Below are 20427 nucleotides of genomic sequence, written 5' to 3'. Positions count from 1 at the left end.
CACCGCTGACCGGGGTGATGCGCGGTTTTCCACACCTTCCCCATCCGGAAGCGTCTACCCTGCGCCGAGATGAGGTTTTTTTCTGTTCGTCCATTCCTGTCCACGGCGCTTGCGCTCAGTCTGCCCCTGCTGGTGGGGGCCTGTGGCAGGGGTGGGTCCACGGCCGCGCAGGCCATCGTCCCCAGCGTGACGGCCACCGGGCTGGCGGCCCAGGCCGTTTCGGGCTCTCTGACGCTGGAACCCGCCTCGGCCGCCCAGACGGTCCGTGACGCGGCGGCCTCGGGCGGGCAGGCCGCCGCCCTGCTCTCGGGCGGGCACTCGGCGCGCTACGTGCTGCCGGGCACGCTGACGGGCGGGTCCTACACCGTGACGCTCCGGGCCCGGGGGGATCAGTACCTCGGTGCCCCGGTCGTGGCGCTGCGCTCGGGCCCCACCGAACTCGGCAGCGCCCCTGTTCCGAACACCGGCTACGCCGCCGTGACGCTGGGGACGTTCTCCCTCACCCCCAGTCAGGCGCTCGACGTGGTGTTTACCAACGACGTCTATGGCGGGGGCTGGCCGCGCGACCGCAACGTCGTCGTGGACACCCTCACCCTCACGCCCGCGGGTGCTCCCGGCGCGGACGCCCCGGCGACGCCGGTCGCGGGGGGAGGCGGCCCGGGACGCCTCGCCGTGTCCGGGGACGGGCGGCGGCTGGAGTACGCGGACGGGCGGCCCTTCCTGTACTGGGCCGACACCGGCTGGGAACTCTTTCACCGCCTGAACCGCGACGAGGTGCGGACCTACCTCCGGACACGCAAGGACCAGGGCTTCACCGTGATCCAGGCGGTCGCCCTCGCCGAGAAAGACGGCCTGACCACGCCCAACGCGCACGGCGACCTGCCGCTGGCGGGCAAGGACCCCTCGCGCCCGCTGACCACCCCGGGAAACAACCCGGCGTCCCCCGGCGAATACGACTACTGGGACCATATGGACTACGTGGTGGACGAGGCCGCCTCGCTGGGGCTGACCGTCGCCCTGTTGCCGAGCTGGGGGCGCTGGGTGAACAACGAGCCGATCTTCAGCCCGGCGACGGCCCGTTCGTTCGGCACCTGGCTGGCCCAGCGCTACGGGGACAAGCCGGTCATCTGGGTGCTCGGCGGCGACCGGGTTCCCGAGACGTCCGCGCAGGCCGAGGTCTGGCGGGCGATGGCCGCCGGCATCGAGCAGGGGGCGGGGGGGCGTGACCGGGCGCTGATGACCTATCACCCCCACGGCGGCAAGACCTCGGCCGAGTACTTCCACGACGAGCCCTGGCTCGACTTCAACATGTGGCAGACCGGGCACTGCCGCAACGAGCGGGAGGCCGCGCGGGTCCTGGCGACCTACAACCGCACCCCGGTCAAGCCGGTGATCAACGCCGAGCCCGTCTACGAGGAGCACGCCATCTGCCACAACGCGGCCAACGGCTACGCCGACGCCACCGACGTGCGCAACGTGGCGTACTGGAGCGTGTTCGCGGGCGCGGACGGCCACGCCTACGGGCACCGCGAGATCTGGGGCTTTGACGCCCACAGCGGCCAGAAGCAGTGGCAGACGGCCCTGGGGGCCCCCGGGGCGGCGCACCTGCGTCACCTCCAGGGCCTGCTGGAGTCGCGCCCGGCGGCCGGACGCGCCCCCGACGAGACCCTGGTGCAGGGCGGCTTCACGGGCGCGCGCCCGGTGGTGGCGCTGCGCGGGCCCGACTACGCCTGGGTCTACAGCCCCGACGGCCAGGCCTTCACCGTCAACCTGGGCCGCGTGGCCGGGGGGTCCCTGGACGCCACCTGGTTCGACCCCCGCACCGGCGCACGCCGCGCCGCCGGCACCCTCGCCAACAGCGGCACCCGCAGCTTCACCCCGCCGGGCAGCGGTCGCGGCCAGGACTGGGTGCTCGTCCTCGACTAGCCCAGGCCGGAAAGGGGGGGCATCCATCCGCTGCCCCCGGGGGGTCACCGCCCCTGCGCGCCGGGTGAAAAGCCAGGACGCCGAACACCAGGACCCCGGGGCGAGGTGCCCGTGGAGCCGCCCAGTGCCCTCCCGAGCGCTCTTCCGGCGCCTCACACCCGCTTAACGGGCCCACGCGTGGCCCGGGTGACCAGCCAGAACACCAGCAGGAAAGAAGGCGACATTCACGCTGACGACCAGACCGACCGCCAGGGCAGGGCTCGGGCGCCAGCGTGAGGCCGCGGCGGACCCGAACGGCGCCCCCGCCGTGGGCGTTCGCTCCCTTCAGGAGCAGGGTGGGGACGACTCCCCGTGAGGTGGTCATGGGGGTCCTCCTCCCTCACGGGTCCCGGCGCCGCAGGGCTTCGCGCACGTCCACGTTGGAGACGACCTCCTCGGCGGTGAAGACCGCCCAGGGCCGCCCCTGGTCGAGCCAGATCGCGGCGGCCTCCCTGGGCAGCGTCACCCCGCCGAGCCTTGCCCACGAGAGGTTCTGGTTGATCCACAGCGTCTTTTCCCGGCTCTGTCCATCGTGGTACCGCATCGACTCGAAGAGATGGGGCCGTCCCGTGGCGGGGTCGAACCTCACCACGTACGTCTCGCGCGCCTCGCCGAAGGGCACGCTCAGCAGGGCCGTCTCGTCGTCCACCGCCGCCCACCTCACGCGCGGATCGGTGAGGTAGACGCCCGGCATCCAGATCGTCTCCGACCACATCCCCAGGTTCGCCCCCTGCGCCCCCTTGGGGTCACCGATGCTCGACGGGAACGGCGGGGGCATCTCCTGGCGGCTCACCCCCTCCAGGTACGACTCGTTCACGCGCAGGACCGGCAGGCCGAACCACGTCGCCTCGATGGAATGGCGGTAGTTGCGCCCGGCCTCGTGGATGAAGCGGAAGCGGGCGGGGAAGGCGGGGCCGCCGGGGACGGGTCGCAGGGTCGCGCGCCCGGTGATGACGGCGGAGGTGATCACCGGGACGCGCCCGCCGTAGGTCTGGCGGTAGAAGCGTTCCACGGGGACGGGCAGCCCGGCGGGGAGGGGCACCGTCTCGGGCGTACCCACGGCAGGCGGGTAGGCGGGGAAGGGCCGGGGCTGGACCTGCAAGCCCAGCCGACCCAGCGCGACCACACCGGCGAGGAGCCCTGCACTCCACAGCAGGGGTCGCCAGCCGGGCCGGGCTCGGGCCACGGTTCGGCCCCGTAGAGGGGGGGTGACGCGAAGGTGTCCGGTCTTCATCTGGCCTCCTGGGTCGGCCTGCACCGGGTCCCAGCCGGGTCGTGAGAGCCCCCCGGCGCATGCCGACCGCTCCCTCATGTCTCGCGCGAGGCACCCGGCGGGGTCGCCGTCCATGGGCTCGTGTGCCCCGAATCCTGGGGCCCGTCCGTTACCTGGGCGTTACCGTCAGAGCCGTCAACCCCCAAGGTGGAAATGAAGACGATCAGAAGGATACAGATGGGGTCCGCTCGAACGCGGCGACCGTCAGTCTCCGCCCCCCACCCGCAGCAGGTATTCGCCGGGCGGGAGGGTGGAGGCCGTCAAGAGCTGCACGTCGGTGCCCTGGCCGAGCGTGACCGGGTTGCTGGCGAAGCTCACGCCCAGCCCGGCGGGCAGGGGGCCGCCCCATTCTGTACCTCCAGGCTCAGTTGGGCCTCGCCGGTCGTGGCCGCGCCCTTCCGGACGTTCACGCGGAGTTTGGCGAACTGCCCCTGCGCGACCTCCACGAGGTTGGGCGAGGCGCTCGGCGTGAGGAGGTTGCCGGTGGTGCCTGGCCCGACCCGAGAAGCGCGCCGAGTTCGAGGGAGGCTGCGACGGGCCCGAGGGGTTGACATGAGGCGTTGCTCGTCAGACTCTGGGCGACCGCGGTCACACCCCCAAATACCGCTGCACCGCGTGTGCTGGGGTGTCTTGGGTCAGGCCTCCCTCGACCACCCGGCCCTTTTGCATCACGTAGTAGCGGTCCGCGAAGGCCCAGGCGAAATCGAGGTACTGCTCGACGAGCAGCACGGCCACCCGCAGTTCCCGGCGGACGCGGGTCAGCGCCGCCTCGATCTCCCCCACGATGCTGGGCTGGATGCCTTCCGTGGGCTCATCGAGGAGGAGGTACTTCGGCCGCGTGACGAGCGCGCGCCCAATCGCCACCTGCTGCTGCTGCCCGCCGCTGAGGTTCCCTGCCGGGCGCCCGGCCATGTCCCGGCAGATCGGGAAGAGGTCGTACACCAGTTCAGGAATCTCCCGCCCCGCCAGTTCGCGCCCCGAGAGGGCGGGCAGGCCCATCAGCAGGTTCTCGTGGACCGTCAGGTGGGGGAAGAGGCCGCGTCCCTGCGGCACGTAGGCCAGCCCGGCGCGGGCGCGGGTGAAGGCGGGTTGCCGCTCCACCTGCTCGCCGTTCAGTCGCACCCCGCCCCCGGTCACGGGATGCAGGCCCGTGATCGTCCGCAACAGCGTCGTCTTGCCCACCCCGTTGCGCCCGATCAGGGTGACGGCCTCGCCGTCCGCCACCTCCAGATCCACCCCGAACAGCACCGGGCTCTGCCCGTAGGCGGCGCTGACGTTCTCAAGCTTGAGCATGGGGTTCCTTTGCGGCGGTGTGTTCGTCGCGGGGGCGGCCCAGGTAGATCTCCATCACCTCGGGATCGGCGCGCAGCGTCTTCAACTCCCCCTCCCGGAAGACCTGCCCCTGGTGCAGCACGGTGACCGGCGCCCCCAGCAGCTCCACGAACGCCATGTCGTGGTCGATCACGAGGACGGTGTGCCGCCCCGCCAGCGTGTGGATCAGCCCTGCGGTCTGCGCGGTCTCCTGCGCCGTCATCCCGGCGGTCGGCTCGTCCAGCAGCAGCAGTTCCGGGTCGGCGGCGACGACCATGCCGATCTCCAGCCACTGCTTCTCCCCGTGCGCGAGCGCCGCCGCGTTCACCCCCGCCCGCTCGGAGAGTCCGGTCAGACGCAGCAGTTCGTCCGCGCGTTCCTGTTCGGCAGACGTGGGCCGCGCCGACAGCGTGGCGAGCACCCCCTTGCGGCGCCGGGCGGCGACGAGCAGGTTCTCCCGCACGGTCAGGCCCTCCAGCACGCCGGGCGCCTGGAACTTGCGGCAGATGCCCAGCGCGGCGATGCGGTGCTCGGGCAGCCGGGAGATCACCTGCCCCCGGTAGCGCACCTCCCCGCCCGCGGGCCGCACCTTGCCGATGATGGTGTCGAGCAGGGTGCTTTTCCCCGCCCCGTTCGGCCCGATCAGCACCCGCAGGCTGCCCCGCGGCACCGCGAGGCTGAGGTTTTGGAGGGCCTTGAAACCGTCGAAGGAGACGGTCACGTTCCGCACGTCGAGCAGCGGCTCAGTCCCCGGAAGCGACATTGCCCACCTCCTTGATCCCAGCGGACGACCGGACCGGCGCGGCCCGGCGCCGGGTCAGCAGCCCCGCCACCCCCTGCGGCATCACCAGCACGACGAGGACGAAGAGCGCGCCCATGAGGTAGAGCCACGCGTCCGGCGCCGCGCTGGAGATGCGGTCTTTCGCCAGTTGCCCGAGGACCAGCCCGCCCACCGCGCCCCAGAGGCTCGCGCGGCCCCCCAGCGCCACCCACACGACGAGTTCGATGCCGAAGGCCACCCCGATCATCGCGGGCGAGATCGTCCCCAGGTGCAGGGTGTAGAGCGCCCCGCTGACGCCCGCCAGCACCCCGCCCAGCACGAAGGCCGCGATCTTGAAGGCGGCGGGGTTGTACCCGAGGAAGCGCGTCCGGTTCTCGTTGTCGCGGACGGCGGTGAGCAGCGAGCCGAAGGGGGTGCGCAGGACCCAGGCCGTCCCCGCCAGCGCCAGCCCGAGGACGAGCAGCGTCGCCCAGTACAGGCCGCGCGGGAAGGCCTCGCCGCGCAGGTTGATCCCCAGGAACGTCTGGAAGTCGGTGATGCCGTTCGTGCCGCTCGTCAGGCCCTGCGAGCCGCCCAGCCACGTCACGAAGGCGAGCACGAGCGCCTGGGTGATGATGCTCACGTACACGCCCGTGATGCGCCGCCGGAACATCAGCCACCCGACCAGCCCGGCGGCGAGCGCGGGGAGGACCAGCACCATGCCCAGGGCGAAGGGCGCGCTGGCAAAGGGCTTCCAGAACCACGGCAGCGCCTCGACCCCGTTGTACACCATGAAGTCGGGCAGCTCCCCCCGCGGCGTGGCGGCCAGCTTGAGGTGCATGGCGAGCGCGTACCCGCCCAGGCCGAAGAAGAGGCCCTGCCCCAGGCTGAGGATGCCCGTGCGCCCCCAGATCACGCACACGCCGATGGACGCGATGCTCAGCGCGAGGACCCGGCCCAGCAGCGCGAGCGGGTACGCGCCCAGGAAGAAGGGCGCCAGGACGAGCCCCACGGCGACGAGGGCCAGCGCCGCCGCCCCGCCCCGGCTCACGTCTCCTCCAGGGCGCGCGAGCGGGTCGGGAAGAGGCCGCGCGGCTTCCACTGCAAGAAGGCGACGACGAGCACGAGCAAGATCGCCTGCGCGAGACTCACGCTGGTGAAGCCCTCGGTGAGCGCGGTCACGAAGCCCAGCCCCACCGCCGCGACCGCCCCACCCAGCACGCTTCCCACGCCGCCCACCACGACGACCAGAAAGGCGTTGACGATGTACGCCGCCCCCACCGTGGGGTTTACCGGGGCGAGCAGCGCGAGGCCCACGCCCGCCACTCCCGCCACCCCGCTCCCGAGCGCGAACACCAGCAGGTCCAGCCGCCGCGTGTTCACCCCGAGGGCCGAGGCGACCTCGCGGTTCTGGTTCACGGCCCGCACGTGCATCCCGAAGCGTGAGCGGTTCAGCAGCCACCACATCCCGCCCAGCACGAGCAGCGACAGGCCGATCACGAACAGCCGCACGTGCGGGAAGGTCAGCCCGTCCAGCGCCCCGCCGTGAACGACGAAGGCTCCAGCCAGCCACCCCGGCGCCGTCACCGGGACGCCCGTACTCCCGAAGAGCTGCCGCGCCGCCTGCTGGAGGATCAGACTGACCCCGAAGGTAGCGAGCAGCGTGTCGAGCGGCCTGCCGTACAGCCGCCGGATGACGGTCACTTCCAGGAGGGCGCCCAGCAACGCCGACCCCAGGAAGGCCAGCGGGAACGCCAGCCACAGGAAGTCCGGCCCCAGCCACTGCGACGCGAGGTACGTCAGGTAACCTCCCACCATCAGGAACTCGCCGTGCGCCATGTTGATCACGCGCATCAGCCCGAAACTCAGCGCCAGCCCCAGCGCGGCGAGCAGCAGAATGGATGCCACCGAGAGGCCCGTGAACAGTTGGCCGAAGAGGAAAACGGGGTCCATGTGTGCCTCCTTGGGAGGCGGTAGGCGGTGCGCGGGTTGACCTCACCTCGTCCTGCGCACTGCGCACCACTTCCACCTTACGGGCAGGTCTTCCCCGGGAACGCCAGCTTGTCGTAGGGCTGCGGGGCCACGACGCCCTTGCTCTGGCCGATCACCTTGAACTGGCCGCCCGCGCCGGACTGGCCGGTGTAGACCGTCTGGGTGAGGCTGCCGTTGGGGGCGACGGTGATCTTGCCCAGCGGGCTGTCCATGCTGATGCCCACGATGGCCTTGCGGACGGCGGCGGGGTCGAAGGACTTGGCCTTCTCGACGGCGGCCTTCCAGAGGTACACGTCCATGTAGGCGTGCGCCATCGGGTCGGTGATGGCGGCGTTCTTGCCGTACTTCTTCTGATAGGCGGCCACGAACCGCTTGTTGGCGGCGTTCGGCAGGCTCTGGAAGTAGTTCCAGGTCGCGTACTGCCCGGTCAGCAGCGCCGGACCGATGGCCTGCGCCTCCTGCTCGGCGATGGAAAAGGAGATGACGGGAAGGGTCGCCGCGCTGTACCCGGCAGCCTGGTACTGCTTGAAAAACGAGACGTTGGAGTCGCCGTTGAGCGTGTTGATGATGACCTGGGGCCTGGCCGCCTTGATCTTGTTGATGACCGAGCTGAACTCGGTGCCGCCCAGCGCGACGTACTCCTCGCCCGCGACCTTGGCGCCCCGGTCGGTGATGTGCTTTTTCAGGATCAGGTTCGCGGTGCGCGGGTACACGTAGTCGCTGCCCAGCAAGAAGATGTTCTGGTAGCCCTGGCTCAGCGCCCATTCCAGCGCGGGGAGCGCCTGCTGGTTGGGCTGGGCGCCCGTGTAGATGATGTTCGGGCTGCACTCGTTGCCCTCGAACTGCACCGGGTAGAACAGCAGCCCCTTGTTCTTCTCGAAGACGGGCAGCATCGCCTTGCGGCTGGCGCTCGTCCATCCACCGAACACGGCCGCCACCCTGTCCTGGGTGAGGAGCTTTTCCGCCTTGGTCGTGAAGGTCGGCCAGTCGGACGCGCCGTCCTCCTTGACGACCACGATCTTGCGGCCCAGCACGCCCCCTTTCGCGTTGATCTCGTCCACCGCGAGCTGGGCGGCGTTCGCCACGGTGATCTCGCTGATCGCCATCGTGCCCGTCAGCGAGTGCAGGATGCCGACCTTCACGGTGCCCTGTGCGCCCGCCGTGTTGCCCAGGATCAGGGCGAGGCTGAGGCTTGCGAGACTGAACTTGCGGAGCGTCGTCATGGGGTCTCCCTTCGGCGGCACGCTGGCCGCCGCAACGCGGTCTCCCGGCAGACGTTCGACACGGGGGAAGGAACTGTCTTGACCGGACGCGCCTTGTTGTGCAATTTGTTCAAACTATTTGGAACAAACTGCACGAACGCCAGGAGCATAAGGGGACTTTTCCAAACGTCGATGCAAGTTGTTTAGAAAAACCCAGCGCCCCTGCCTATGGTCGCGTACCCTGGAGCTTGAGGCGCTGTCGCCGGAGACAGGCCCAGGGAGGCGAGCGGGATGCAACTCACCGAACGGGAACGCGACAAGCTGCTGATCTTCACCGCCGCCGAGGTGGCGAGAAAACGCCGGGCCCGCGGACTCAGGCTCAACCACCCGGAGGCCGTCGCCCTCATCACCGCCGAAGTGCTGGAGGGCGTCCGCGACGGGAGGAGCGTGGAGGACCTGATGGGCTGGGGCGCCACGCTCCTCACGCCCGACGACGTGCTGGACGGCGTGCCCGAACTCATCCACGACATCCAGGTGGAGGGCACCTTTCCCGACGGCACCAAGCTGGTGACCATCCACGACCCGATCCGCGGCGGCGCCAGCGCCGTGATTGCCGGGGAGTACCTGCTGGAAGAAGGCGAGGTCGAGCTCAACGCCGGGCGGCCCGTCACACCGCTCACCGTGACGAACACGGCAGACCGACCCATCCAGGTGGGCAGTCACTTCCATTTCTTCGAGGTCAACGCGGGCCTGGCTTTCGACCGCGCCGCCGCCTACGGTCAGCGCCTGAATATCCCCGCCGGAACCGCCGTCCGCTTCGAGCCCGGCGAGGAGCGCGAGGTGGGACTCGTGCCGCTGGGGGGAACGCGCACGGTGTACGGCATGAACGCCCTCGTGAGTGGGGCACTGGACGCGCCGGGAATGCGGGAGGCGGCGCTGGAGCGGGCCAGGGAAGCGGGCTTCGGGGGCAGCCCGTGAGGGTCACCCGCCGCCAGTACGCCGACCTCTACGGCCCCACCACCGGGGACCGGGTACGGCTGGGGGACACGGCCCTCCTCATCGAGATCGAGAAGGATCACACCACCTACGGCGAGGAGGTCAAGTTCGGCGGCGGCAAGGTCATCCGCGACGGGCTGGGGCAGAGCAGCACGGCCACGCGGGAGGACCCGGACGTGCCCGACCTCGTGATCACGAACGCGGTGATCCTCGACCACTGGGGGGTGGTGAAGGCGGACGTGGGGGTGAAGGACGGACGGATCAGCGCCATCGGCAAGGCGGGCAACCCGGGTACCCAGGACGGCGTGAGCCCCGGGCTGACCATCGGCGCGAGCACGGAGATTGTCGCGGGCGAGGGACACATCCTGACGGCGGGCGGGGTGGACACCCACATCCACTTCATCGCGCCTCAGCAATGTTGGACGGCCCTCGAATCAGGCGTCACGACCATGATCGGCGGCGGCACCGGGCCGACCGCGGGCACGAGCGCGACCACCTGCACGCCGGGCGCGTGGCACATCCACCGGATGCTGGGGGCGCTGGACGGCCTGCCGCTCAACTTCGGCCTCCTGGGCAAGGGGAACGCGAGCACGCAGCCGCCGCTGGCCGAGCAGATTCGCGCGGGGGCGCTGGGCCTCAAGCTCCACGAGGACTGGGGCACCACGCCTGCCGCCATCGACGCGGCGCTCGGCGTGGCCGACGAGTTCGACATCCAGGTCGCCATCCACACCGACACCCTCAACGAGTCGGGCTTCGTGGAGGACTCCATCCGGGCCTTCGCGGGGCGCACCATCCACACCTTCCACACCGAGGGGGCGGGGGGCGGGCACGCCCCGGACATCATCAAGGTCGCCGGGCTGCCGAACGTGCTGCCGAGTTCGACCAATCCCACCATGCCCTTCACGGTGAACACGCTGCACGAACACCTCGACATGCTGATGGTCTGCCACCACCTCTCGCCGCGCATCCCCGAGGACGTCTCTTTTGCCGAGAGCCGCATCCGCCCCGAGACCATCGCCGCCGAGGACGTGCTGCACGACCTGGGCGTCTTCTCGATGATGAGCAGCGACTCGCAGGCGATGGGCCGGGTGGGGGAAGTCATCACCCGCACCTGGCAGACCGCGCACAAGCTGAAGGTGCAGCGCGGGCCGCTGACCATCCCCGGACTGGGCGAGGACGGGCGGGCCGACAACCTGCGCGCCCGGCGTTTCGTCGCCAAGTACACGGTCAACCCGGCGATTGCGCACGGCGTCGCGCACGAGGTCGGGAGCGTGGAGGTCGGCAAACTCGCGGACCTCGTGCTGTGGCGGCCCGCCTTCTTCGGGGCGAAACCGGCGATGATCCTCAAGGGCGGGCTGGTCGTCGCCGCGCAGATGGGGGACGCGAACGCCAGTATTCCCACCCCTCAGCCCGTCTACCCGCGCCCCATGTTCGCGGCGCACGGCGGGGCCCTCGCCTCCACCTGCCTGCATTTCGTCTCGGCGGCGAGCCTGGAGGCCGGGAACCTGCCGGAGGTGAGCCGAACATACAGCGCCGTGAAAGAAACTCGTTCCATCGGTAAGAAAGACATGGTGCTCAACGCCGAGACTCCTGATATCGACGTCAATCCCGAGACCTACGAGGTGCGGGTCGACGGCGAACTCATGACCTGCGAGCCGGTGGACGCACTGCCGCTGGGGCAGAAGTATTTCCTGTTCTGAGGCCCGGCCATGCACGAGGCCTCCATCGCCCTTTCCCTCATCGACGTGGCCCGCGAGGTGCTGCGCGAACACGGCGCGGCGCGGGCGCGGGCCGTCACCGTGCGGGTCGGCCAGTGGTCGAGCGTCGTGCCGGAAGCCCTGGAAGCCGCCTTTCCCGCCTGCGCCGAGGGGACGCCGCTGGAGGGGGCCCACTTGAGCATCGTGCGCGTGCCCGGGGTGGGGGAGTGCCCGAACCACGGCCCGGTCGAACTCGACGTGACGCGCGGCCTGCGCTGCCCCCTGTGCGACGCGCCCACGCCGACCCTGCTTCAGGGGGACGAACTGGAGCTGGACGAACTCGAACTCACCTGAAGGAGGACAGATCACCGCCATGCCCCCCCGTATCGTCACTGTCCGGCAGAACATCCTCAAGGCGAACGACCACACCGCCGCCGAGAACCGGGCCGCATTCCGGGCGGCGGGGGTGCGGGCCATCAACCTCGTGTCGAGCCCCGGCGCGGGGAAGACGGCGTTGCTCGAACGGACCTTGCGCGACCTGGGAAGTGAGTTGCGCCTCGCCGTCGCCGTCGGTGACCTCGCCACCGAGAACGACGCGGCGCGGCTGAGGCAGTGGGGCGCGCAGGCCGAGCAGATCGTGACGGGAACGGTCTGCCACCTCGACGCGGCGATGGTGCAAGGTGTGCTGCCGCGCTTCGACCTGTCCGCGCTCGACGTGCTGTTGCTGGAGAACGTCGGCAACCTCGTCTGCCCCAGCAGCTACGACCTCGGGGAGGCGGCGCGGGCGGTCCTGATCTCGACCACCGAGGGCGAGGACAAGCCGCTGAAGTACCCCACGATGTTCAACACGGCGGACGTGGTGGTGATCACCAAGATGGACCTCGCGGACGCGGTGGAGTTCGACCGCGCCCTGTGCCGCGAGAACATCGACCGGGCCAGGCCGGGGGTACCGGTGATTGAGCTGAGCAGCAAGCGGGGGACGGGCCTGGACGCCTGGTCCGCCTTCGTGCGCGGGGAGCGCTTCTGACCCGGCTGACGGGGTTGCGCCGCCCGCTGCTGGGCGGGGACGCGCCTGCCGGGACGGAGGCTACCCGAGTCATCCACATCCCCATGACCGCCGCCGACCGCCGACGGGTGCGCCGCCGCCTGACCGCCCCCGACGGGGTGGAGTTGCGGCTGGCCTTCCCGACGGGGACGGTCCTCCTCCCTGGCAGCGTGCTGGACACGGTGGACGGCGTGGCCTACGTCATCACCGCCACGCCCGAGGACGTGGCCGCTGTCTCGCCGCGCTCGTTAGGGGAGGCAGCGCGGGTGGCGCACGCGGTCGGCAACCTGCACCGCGACCTCGTGGAGGACGGGGGCGCGTTTCTGGTGCTGTGGGACCCACCCATCGAACTGCTGCTGACGCGGCTGGGCGTGCCCTTCGTGCGGGAGGCGCGGCCCTTCCACGGTCGGCCCTCGTGGGAGCATGGGCCGTGACGCAAGTGCTTATCCGCCTGCTGCAACTCGCCGACTCGGCCTTTCCGACCGGGGCCTATGCCTTCAGTGACGGTCTGGAAACGTTGACCCAGCGGGGGGAGGTCCGTACGGCGGCTGATCTCCACGCCTTCCTCTGCGGGCAACTCGCGCACGGCTGGGGCTGTCAGGACCCGCCCGCCTGCGCGCTCGTGTGGGGAGTGGAGGCGGAAGACCTCGCCGACCTAGACGCGCTGCTGGACGACCTGAAGCTGGTGCGCGGTCCCCGTGAGGCGAGCCTGCGGGTGGGGGCGAACCTGCGCCGGGCCGCCGGGCACCTCTGGCCGGACGAACTCGCCCTCCTCCCGCCGACCCGGCACCACGCGACGACGTTCGGGGCCGTCGCGGCGGCACTCGGGGCCGAGCGAGAGGACACCGTGAGCGCCTACGTCAGCGCGTGGCTTCTCGGGCGGGCCACCTCCGCCACCCGGCTCCTCAGGCTCGGCGGATTGGACGCCCAGCGGGCCGCGCGGCTGGCGGAAGACGTGGCGGCCCGTTGTGTTCGGGACGCGCTGCACGCCACACCCGCCGACCTGTGCAGCTTCTGCCCGCTCCTCGACATTGCGGCCAGCGAGCAGGCGGGGCTGGACAGTCGCCTCTTCCAGACGTGAAAGGAGACCGAGCATGATCCCCACCCCCCTCAAGATCGGCGTCGGCGGCCCGGTCGGTTCCGGCAAGACGGCGCTGCTGGAGGCGCTGTGCCGCGAGCTTCGGGACCGCTACGCCCTCGCCGTGATCACCAATGACATTTACACCTTTGAGGACCAGCGCATCCTCACCCAGGCCGCCGCCCTGCCCCCCGAACGCATTCGAGGCGTGCAGACGGGGGGCTGCCCACACACCGCCATCCGCGAGGACAGCTCCCTCAATCAAGAGGCGGCCCAGGCCCTCCAGGCCGATTTCCCCGAAATCGAGCTGCTGTTCATCGAGTCGGGCGGCGACAACCTCGCGTCCTCCTTCTCGCCGGAACTGGTGGACGCCTGGATGTTCGTCCTCGACGTGTCCGGCGGCGAGAAGGTGCCCCGCAAGGGCGGTCCCGGCGTGCGGCAGTCGGACCTGCTGGTGATCAACAAGATCGACCTCGCCCCCTTCGTCGGCGCCCGGCTGGAGGTGATGGACGCCGACGCCCGCGCACAGCGGACGGTCGGCGGGGAGGTGCGGCCCTACGTCTTTACCGACCTCAAACGCGGTCTCGGCGTCGCCGACGTGATCGCCTGGATCGAACACGACCTGCTGTTCCGTGAGGTTGCGCTGCCCAGAATCGGACTTCAGGTGCCTCAGCCTTGAGCCTGCTGCGGCGCACCCGCACCGGCCTCCTCCACCTCCACTTCGGGACGCGGGACGGGCGGACAGTCCTGCTCCGCGACCTGCAAAAGGCGCCGCTGATGATCGTGCGCCCCTTCGAGCTTCCATGCGGCACGCTGATGGTGTTCATGGTGAACCCCACCGGGGGCGTGCTGGGCGGCGACCACAGTGAGGTGCGGGTGACGGTGGACGGCGCCGCCCGCGTGCTGATCCTCACCCAGTCAGCCACGCGAGTTCAGCCCTCACCGGAGGGGGAGGCCGCCACGCAGGACATTCACCTCACCGTCGCGGCGGGTGCGCGGCTGGAGTTCTACCCGGAGCGGACCCTCCCCTTCGCCGGGAGCGTCTTCCGTCAGCATGTCCGCGCCGAGCTGGAGGAGGGCGCCGAGCTGGGCCTCACCGAGACGCTGGCGAGCGGGCGGGTGGGCATGGGCGAGCGGCTGCGCTTCGGCGAGTACACCAGCCGGGTCGAGGTGTGGCGCGAAGGGAGACGGGTCTACTTGGACGCCCTGCGTCTGCGCCCCGGCGAGCACACCCGAACCCCCGGGGTGTGGGGAGCGCACGACTACGCGGCGTCAGGCGTATGGGTCGGCAATGGAGGGGTGCGCGACTGGCCCGCCGTGCCCGGCCTCCTCGCCACAGGACGGTCAGCAGGGGGAGCCGTGTGGCTGCGGGCCTCGGCAGGACAGGGGCCGGAGTTGGACGCGGCGCTCAATGCGGCCCGCGAGAGCTTGCGAGGGCAACTGTTCGGGGCGGCGCCACTGCGGGTAAGGCGTTGAAGACGGTTTTTCTCCTCCCCCTTGAGGGGGGACTGGTACAGCTCGCACCGCGAGAGGCCGGGTGGGGGTGAACCGCGACCGACCCACCAGCGCGGCAGAAAAAAGATGGCCTGGACATTCTCACCGGCCTCAGGACCCACGCCCACTCACGCCCTTCTAGCCTCCCCCCTCAAGGGGAAGAACCTCATCCGCCACCGCTCACACCAAGAAAAAGGCCCGGACCACCGCCCGAGCCCCTTCCCCGCCTCCCCTCAATGTTGCGAGCGGTACGCCCACCCCGTCAGCCTCGACTCGATCAGGGCAAAGACGGCATACAGCAGCACACCCATCGCGCTCACGAGGAGCACCCCACCGAAGACGAGCGGTACCTGGAAGGAGCTCGCCGCCTGATTCATCATCACACCGATGCCCTTGTTGCTGGCGGCAAGTTCGCTGATGATGCTGCCGACAAAGGCGAGCGTGACGGCGACCTTGAGGCTGGCGAAGAAGTACGGCAGCGACCGGGGCAGGCTGACCTTGGTGAAGACCTCCCACGGGGTCGCGCCCAGCGCCCGCAGCACGTCGCGCGGCTCGGGCTCCACCGTGGCGAGGCCGGTGGCGACGTTCACGACCACCGGGAAGAACGAGATCAGGAAGGCCGTCAGCACCGCCGGGACCGCGCCCACCCCGAACCAGATCACGAGCACGGGCACGAGCGCCGCCTTGGGCACCGCGTTGAAACCGATCAGGAGGGGATAGAGCGCCTGGTACGCCGTGCGGTTCAGGCCCACGAGCGCCCCCAGCGCCACCCCGAGGACAACGGTGAGCGCGAAGCCGATCAGGGTCGTCACCAGCGTCTGCCAGGCGTGCCCGGCCACGGCGGGGGCGAACTGGGCGAGCGCCCCGAGCGCCGCGCTGGGAGCGGGCAGGATGAAGGGCTTGATGGCGAAGACCCGGCAGACCAGTTCCCACAGCCCGAAGAAGGCGAGGATGCTCAGCACGGGCGGCGCGAGGTTCCGCAGCCCGGAACGCACGGCACTTCCCCGCGCCGACAGGGTGGGCACGGGCACCGCCTCCACCACCGGGGCCGTCTCCCGCGTCACGACGCCACCTCCATCAATTCCTCGGCGCGGATAGGCGCCCGGACGCCGCCGACGTGTTCGCGGAGGTCCTGCACGATGGCGCTGAACTCGGGGGTGAAGGTGCCCTCCAGGGTGCGCGGGCGGGGCAGGGTCACCTCACGCCGCAGGGTGATCTGACCGGGGCGCGGGCTCATCACGTACACGGTGTCGGCGAGGAGGGTCGCCTCGCGCAGATCGTGGGTGACGAGGAGGACGGTGGGCCGCGCCCCCATCCACAGCGCCTGGAGGGCCAGCCACAGCTCCTCGCGGGTGAAGGCGTCGAGCGCCCCGAACGGCTCGTCGAGGAGCAGGATGCCCGGCTGGTGGATCAGCGCCCGCACCACGTTCGCCCGCTGCTGCATCCCGCCCGACAGCTCCCAGGGGTGCTTGTCCTCGAACCCGCCCAGCCCCACCGCCGCCAGCATCCGCCGGGCCCGGGCCACAAAAGGCGCCCTGTCCTTGCGGTACGCAGCCTTGTGCGCGGGCGAGACCTCCAGCGGCAGGAGGACGTTTTCGAGCACCGTGCGCCACAGGAGCAGGCTGGGATTCTGGAAGGCGAGGCCCACGTTGCCGTTCGGCCTGGGCGGGGCGCCTCCCACCGTGGCTGTCCCCGCCGCCGGGGGAAGCAGACCGGAAACCAGTTTGAGCAGCGTGCTCTTCCCGCACCCGCTCGGGCCGACGATGGCGACGAACTCGCCGGGCTGCACCCCCAGGGTGACGCCCCGCACCGCTTCGACGGGGCCGCTCTTCCCGGCATAGCGCAGGGTCACGCCCTGGATGTCGATGCCCGTCTTCTCCATCACCGCGTCACCTGACCTTGCGCTGGGCGGCGGGCGGCAGGTAGGAGGCGTTGAAGACACTCGTAGGCGAGAGGGTGACGGGCAGGTCGAACGCCTTTTTCACCGTCAGGATGCTTGCCTTGAGGCGGTCGGGACGGACGTTGCCCAGCCCCAGGGCGCGCACGTCCCCCGTCACGACGTTGCCACCCAGGGCCAGTTTTAGCCGCTCGGTCTCCAGCGCCACGTTCGCCAGCCCATTGCGCTTCTGCACGGCGGCGACCCCGGCGGCGGGGTCCTTGATCGCGTCCTGGAGACCCTGGTTGACGGCGGCGAGGAAGCTCCTCACGACCGCCGGGTTCTTCTGCGCGTAGTCGGCCCGGGTGATGATCGCGTTGCCGTACAGGCCGCGCACGCTGGCCGCGTAGGGGAAGACGGTGACCTGATCGGCGCCCACCCCGATCTGCCGCAGGTTGAGGAGGCTGGTGAAGGTGAAGCCGCTGATCGCATCTGCCTGCCCCCGGGCGAGCATGGGCTCACGCAGGGCGCCGTCCACGCTCGTCCACTTGACCTTGCTCTCGTCGATGCCGTTCGCCTCCGCGAAGGCCGAGAACAGGCGGCGGGAGGCGTCCCCCACGGGCGCGGCGATGGTCTTGCCCTCCAGGTCCTTGGGCGTCTTGATGCCGCTGCTCTTCAGCACCGTGATGGAGTGCGGCGGCGCGTTGTAGACCATGTAGACGGCCACCAGCTTCTGCCCGGGGTTGCGCGCGTTGAACTCCATCATCGCGTTGATGTCCCCGAAGCCCAGGTCGTAGGCCCCGCCCGCGATCTTGTTGATGGCGTCCCCCGACCCGAAGCCCCGGTCCACGGTGACGTTCAGCCCCTGCCGGGCAAAGTACCCCCGGTCCACCGCCAGCAGATACGGCGCACTTGGTCCCTCGAAGGCCCAGTCGAGCGTGAACTTGACATTTGTGGTCTGCGCGGAGGCGAGAGGACCCAGGCAAAGTGTCAGGATGGTGCATGTAGGTAGCGCTTTCCGCATATTTTTCTCCCCGAAGGCCTTTAACATCGGCTTTTGATGCAGATTGTCATAAAAATTTTTGACAACCTGCACCAAGATGTAGACATCTCGACGTCCCGGAGACTCCTCCTGGCCTCGCGTCCATCTCCTGCGCTTCGGCGGCGTGTGGCACCTGATCAACGCCCGCCCATGTCCCGGCGGCGAGGGCACGCAGAGCGGCTTTGAGTGTGAAGAACATGGGCTCGGTGGGGTTGAGGTCCGGGGCGTACGGCGGCGGGTAGACCAGTCGAGCCCCCGTCGCCTCGACCGACTCACGGACCTTGGGGTGCACCTGTGCCCCCAGGTTGTTCGGCACGACCACCTGCCCAGGACGCAGCACCGGAACCAACACGTCTCGCACGTCAGTCACGAAGACGTTGCCGTTCACCCCGCCCTCAACGACCAGTGGGACCTGCGGGCGTGAGGGTGCACAGCAGCGTGAGGTTCTTCCCCGGGTGCGCGGCACGCAGGCCTGAAGGCAGGGGCACTGCGGCCCTTTTGGTACAAACCCTCGCCGGTGGTCACGCCCAGCTTGCCCTGATCGAGGTGACCAGACTGCGGACTCCGGGGTGCGCTCGTGGCGCCGCCACCGCCCGTCTCCTTCCTGGCGCGGCACCAGCCGCCGGGCTCCCCCGCACCTTTGCCGTTCCCTTACAATCGCCGCCTACACTGCCGCCATGCGCCTCCTGCTCCTCGAAGACGACCGGCGGTTGCGGGCGCTGATCTCGGCGGGCCTGCAAGAGTCCGGACACAGCGTGGAGGAGGTCGCGTCGGCGCGTGAGGGCTACAACGTGGCCGCCGGGGGCGGGTTCGACGCCCTGATCCTCGACGTGATGCTCCCGGAAGGACCGGACGCGGGCTTCGGGGTCGCCCGGCGGCTGCGGGAGGAGGGGGACGCCACCCCGATCCTCTTCCTGACCGCGCGGGCGGACGTGGATTCGCGCCTGGCGGGGCTGGACGTCGGTGGGGACGACTACCTGAGCAAGCCCTTCGACTTCCGCGAGTTGCGCGCGCGCCTCTCGGCTCTGGTCCGCCGCTCGGCTGGCCGGACCAGCAACGTCATCTCGCTGCCGGGCGGCTTTCGCCTGCACCTGCTCAAGCGGCAGGTAGCCGGTCCCGCCGGCCAGGGCGTTCCCCTCACGCCGCGGGAGTTCGAGTTGCTCGAAGGCTTCGCCCTCCACCCCGAGCGGGCCTACTCCCGCGAGGAGCTGATCTCCCGGGTGTGGGCGGGGCAGCCGGACGCCCTGGGCCGGGTGGTGGACGTGTACGTAGGCAACCTGCGCCGCAAACTCGGGGAGGGGGTGATCCTCACGGTGCGCGGACACGGCTACCGGCTCGGCGAGGTGGACCCTTGACCTTCCGCTGGCGCCTCACGCTGACCTACGCCGCCCTGCTGGGCCTCACGCTGCTGATCGCGGGCGGCTTGAGCTACGCCGCCTTCCGCCACACGCTGTACGCCACCCTGGACGACGACCTGCGGACCCACGCCCAGAAACAGGCCGCGATGGACGCCCGGGCCAGGCGGCCGTCCCATGAGAAGAATCCTGCCCTGGACGCCATCAACCGTCAGCAACCCCTGCGCCTGACGGTGTACGACGCCAGCGGCCACGAGGTGGACTGGGGACCGTCCCGGGTGGGCTTCATTCCCCGGGCGGGGACGTTTCAGGTCGCCTCCGAGCGCGTTTTTATGCTGAGGACGCCCCAGGGCTGGATTCAGGCCAGCCAGCCCGATGGGGGAGTGCGGGCGGCCCTGGGGCAGATTCTGCGCCTGCAACTGCTGGGCGTCCCCCTGCTGCTGCTGCTGGCCCTGGGACTGGGCTATGTCCTCGCCGACCGCGCGCTGCGGCCGGTGGATCAGGTCTCGGACCTCGCCGCCCGCATCGCCCGCAGCGGCCAACCGGGCGAGCGCGTGCCCGTCGCCCCGGGCTCAGATGAACTCGCGCGGCTCACCCGGACCATCAACGACATGTTGGGCAAATTGGACGCGCTCCTGACCCGCGAGCGGCTCTTCGCGCACGCCAGCGCCCACGAGCTGCGCACCCCCATCAGCGTGATCCGGGCCACGGCCTCGCTCGCCCTGGAACGGGAGCGCACCCCGGCGCAGTACCGCGAGGCCCTCGCGCAGGTGCAAGACGTGAGCGAGGACATGAGCGCCCTCACCCACCGGCTGATGGAGCTGGCCCGCGCCACCCGGCCTCCCGAGGGGCAGGCGGTGGACCTGGCCGACGTCACCCTGATGGCCGCCGAGCTTCATTCCCCCGACGCCCGGAAGAACGTGCACCTCCAGGTCACGCTGGGGAACGCGCCCACCACCGGCGACTTCGACGCTCTGGTGCTGGCCGCGAGGAACCTGATCCAAAACGCCATCGACCACGGCTCGCCGGGTTCGACGGTCCGGATCTCCTGCCGGGCCGACGACGAGCACGCCCGCTTCACCGTACAGGACGCGGGCCCGGGCATTCCCGAGGCGGAGATCCCGCGCCTGACCCAGCCCTTCCAGCGCGGGCAGGGAACGCAGCACCTCGGCGGCGCGGGCCTGGGCCTGGCCCTGGTGCAGGCCATCGTGGAGGCCCACGGGGGCCGCCTGGACCTGGCGAACCCACCTGAGGGTGGCCTGCGGGCCGAGCTGATCCTGCCCCGGCGGGCGTGAGCCGCCCCGGCCTTGAGCGGACCTTTATTTACAGAATCGTTACATG

Annotated in this window: 22 protein-coding genes; 11 read left to right on the top strand and 11 right to left on the bottom strand. The window is 70.4% G+C overall.

All coding sequences use genetic code 11. The features are described 5' to 3' along the window. Window positions 1-69 precede the first annotated feature (69 nt). Window positions 70-1926: an apiosidase-like domain-containing protein gene (locus tag IC605_RS16080; protein WP_216326420.1), complete on the top strand. Its 1857-nt coding sequence runs from the start codon at window positions 70-72 to the stop codon at window positions 1924-1926. A gap of 379 nt (window positions 1927-2305) precedes the next feature. Here the strand turns inward: IC605_RS16080 and IC605_RS16075 are convergent, their stop codons facing one another. The 7 genes from IC605_RS16075 to urtA form a co-directional block, all read right to left on the bottom strand. Then, on the bottom strand, window positions 2306-3199 hold the full coding sequence (locus IC605_RS16075; RefSeq protein WP_216326419.1) for a DUF6544 family protein: 894 nt from the start codon (window positions 3197-3199) through the stop codon (window positions 2306-2308). Window positions 3200-3552: 353 nt separating this feature from the next. Beyond that, window positions 3553-3792 (bottom strand): hypothetical protein, encoded by a 240-nt coding sequence (locus IC605_RS16070; protein WP_216326416.1) that lies wholly within the window; start codon window positions 3790-3792, stop codon window positions 3553-3555. Window positions 3793-3826: 34 nt separating this feature from the next. Further along, complete coding sequence (urtE, locus tag IC605_RS16065; protein ID WP_216326413.1) at window positions 3827-4531, bottom strand: urea ABC transporter ATP-binding subunit UrtE; 705 nt, start codon at window positions 4529-4531, stop codon at window positions 3827-3829. Beyond that, window positions 4518-5312: an urea ABC transporter ATP-binding protein UrtD gene (urtD, locus tag IC605_RS16060; protein WP_216326410.1), complete on the bottom strand. Its 795-nt coding sequence runs from the start codon at window positions 5310-5312 to the stop codon at window positions 4518-4520. Before urtD ends, urtE begins: the two co-directional genes overlap by 14 nt. After that, window positions 5293-6360, bottom strand: a complete 1068-nt coding sequence (urtC, locus tag IC605_RS16055; protein ID WP_216326407.1) for an urea ABC transporter permease subunit UrtC — start codon at window positions 6358-6360, stop codon at window positions 5293-5295. Before urtC ends, urtD begins: the two co-directional genes overlap by 20 nt. Continuing rightward, entirely contained in the window at window positions 6357-7262 is a 906-nt protein-coding gene (urtB, locus tag IC605_RS16050) for an urea ABC transporter permease subunit UrtB (protein WP_216326404.1), read from the bottom strand. The genes urtC and urtB overlap by 4 nt, the downstream gene beginning before the upstream one ends. A gap of 77 nt (window positions 7263-7339) precedes the next feature. Beyond that, complete coding sequence (gene urtA / locus IC605_RS16045; RefSeq protein WP_216326400.1) at window positions 7340-8524, bottom strand: urea ABC transporter substrate-binding protein; 1185 nt, start codon at window positions 8522-8524, stop codon at window positions 7340-7342. A 270-nt stretch (window positions 8525-8794) separates the two neighbouring features. On the opposite strand from urtA, the gene IC605_RS16040 reads away from it, so the two are divergent. From IC605_RS16040 to IC605_RS16005, 8 genes are read left to right on the top strand one after another with little or no spacing between them, the layout of a single operon-like run. Beyond that, window positions 8795-9481, top strand: a complete 687-nt coding sequence (locus IC605_RS16040) for an urease subunit gamma (protein WP_216326396.1) — start codon at window positions 8795-8797, stop codon at window positions 9479-9481. Then, the gene (ureC, locus tag IC605_RS16035) at window positions 9478-11199 is read left to right on the top strand and encodes an urease subunit alpha (RefSeq protein ID WP_216326393.1); all 1722 of its coding nucleotides are present in this window, start codon (window positions 9478-9480) and stop codon (window positions 11197-11199) included. Before IC605_RS16040 ends, ureC begins: the two co-directional genes overlap by 4 nt. A 9-nt stretch (window positions 11200-11208) precedes the next feature. Further along, window positions 11209-11550, top strand: a complete 342-nt coding sequence (locus tag IC605_RS16030; protein WP_216326391.1) for a hydrogenase maturation nickel metallochaperone HypA/HybF — start codon at window positions 11209-11211, stop codon at window positions 11548-11550. 19 nt (window positions 11551-11569) lie between these two features. Further along, window positions 11570-12223 carry a hydrogenase nickel incorporation protein HypB gene (hypB, locus tag IC605_RS16025; protein WP_246580934.1) on the top strand — a complete coding sequence of 218 codons (654 nt, stop codon included), beginning with the start codon at window positions 11570-11572 and terminating at the stop codon, window positions 12221-12223. 14 nt (window positions 12224-12237) lie between these two features. Continuing rightward, on the top strand, window positions 12238-12675 hold the full coding sequence (gene ureE / locus IC605_RS16020) for an urease accessory protein UreE (protein WP_281416338.1): 438 nt from the start codon (window positions 12238-12240) through the stop codon (window positions 12673-12675). Beyond that, window positions 12672-13322, top strand: coding sequence for an urease accessory protein UreF (locus IC605_RS16015; protein ID WP_343216638.1), 651 nt, complete (start codon window positions 12672-12674; stop codon window positions 13320-13322). The genes ureE and IC605_RS16015 overlap by 4 nt, the downstream gene beginning before the upstream one ends. A 13-nt stretch (window positions 13323-13335) precedes the next feature. Beyond that, complete coding sequence (gene ureG, locus IC605_RS16010) at window positions 13336-13998, top strand: urease accessory protein UreG (protein ID WP_216326384.1); 663 nt, start codon at window positions 13336-13338, stop codon at window positions 13996-13998. Continuing rightward, on the top strand, window positions 13995-14795 hold the full coding sequence (locus IC605_RS16005; protein WP_216326381.1) for an urease accessory protein UreD: 801 nt from the start codon (window positions 13995-13997) through the stop codon (window positions 14793-14795). Before ureG ends, IC605_RS16005 begins: the two co-directional genes overlap by 4 nt. A gap of 251 nt (window positions 14796-15046) precedes the next feature. Here IC605_RS16005 and IC605_RS16000 read toward each other — a convergent pair whose 3' ends face one another. From IC605_RS16000 to IC605_RS15985, 4 genes are read right to left on the bottom strand one after another with little or no spacing between them, the layout of a single operon-like run. Then, window positions 15047-15877: an ABC transporter permease gene (locus IC605_RS16000; RefSeq protein ID WP_343216637.1), complete on the bottom strand. Its 831-nt coding sequence runs from the start codon at window positions 15875-15877 to the stop codon at window positions 15047-15049. After that, window positions 15874-16695, bottom strand: a complete 822-nt coding sequence (locus IC605_RS15995) for an ABC transporter ATP-binding protein (RefSeq protein WP_216326377.1) — start codon at window positions 16693-16695, stop codon at window positions 15874-15876. Before IC605_RS15995 ends, IC605_RS16000 begins: the two co-directional genes overlap by 4 nt. Before the next feature lie 7 nt (window positions 16696-16702). Beyond that, window positions 16703-17713: an ABC transporter substrate-binding protein gene (locus tag IC605_RS15990; RefSeq protein WP_216326372.1), complete on the bottom strand. Its 1011-nt coding sequence runs from the start codon at window positions 17711-17713 to the stop codon at window positions 16703-16705. Window positions 17714-17759: 46 nt separating this feature from the next. Continuing rightward, entirely contained in the window at window positions 17760-18347 is a 588-nt protein-coding gene (locus IC605_RS15985; RefSeq protein ID WP_216326368.1) for a transposase, read from the bottom strand. Between the two features lie 61 nt (window positions 18348-18408). Here IC605_RS15985 and IC605_RS15980 point away from each other — a divergent pair, with 61 nt between their 5' ends. Further along, on the top strand, window positions 18409-19086 hold the full coding sequence (locus IC605_RS15980; RefSeq protein WP_216326365.1) for a response regulator transcription factor: 678 nt from the start codon (window positions 18409-18411) through the stop codon (window positions 19084-19086). Then, on the top strand, window positions 19083-20381 hold the full coding sequence (locus IC605_RS15975) for a sensor histidine kinase (protein ID WP_216326363.1): 1299 nt from the start codon (window positions 19083-19085) through the stop codon (window positions 20379-20381). Before IC605_RS15980 ends, IC605_RS15975 begins: the two co-directional genes overlap by 4 nt. Window positions 20382-20427: the final 46 nt, after the last annotated feature.

It is taken from the genome of Deinococcus aestuarii (genome assembly GCF_018863415.1).
Taxonomy (GTDB): Bacteria; Deinococcota; Deinococci; order Deinococcales; family Deinococcaceae; genus Deinococcus; species Deinococcus aestuarii.
This window is presented reverse-complemented; position numbering and strand designations above follow the sequence as displayed.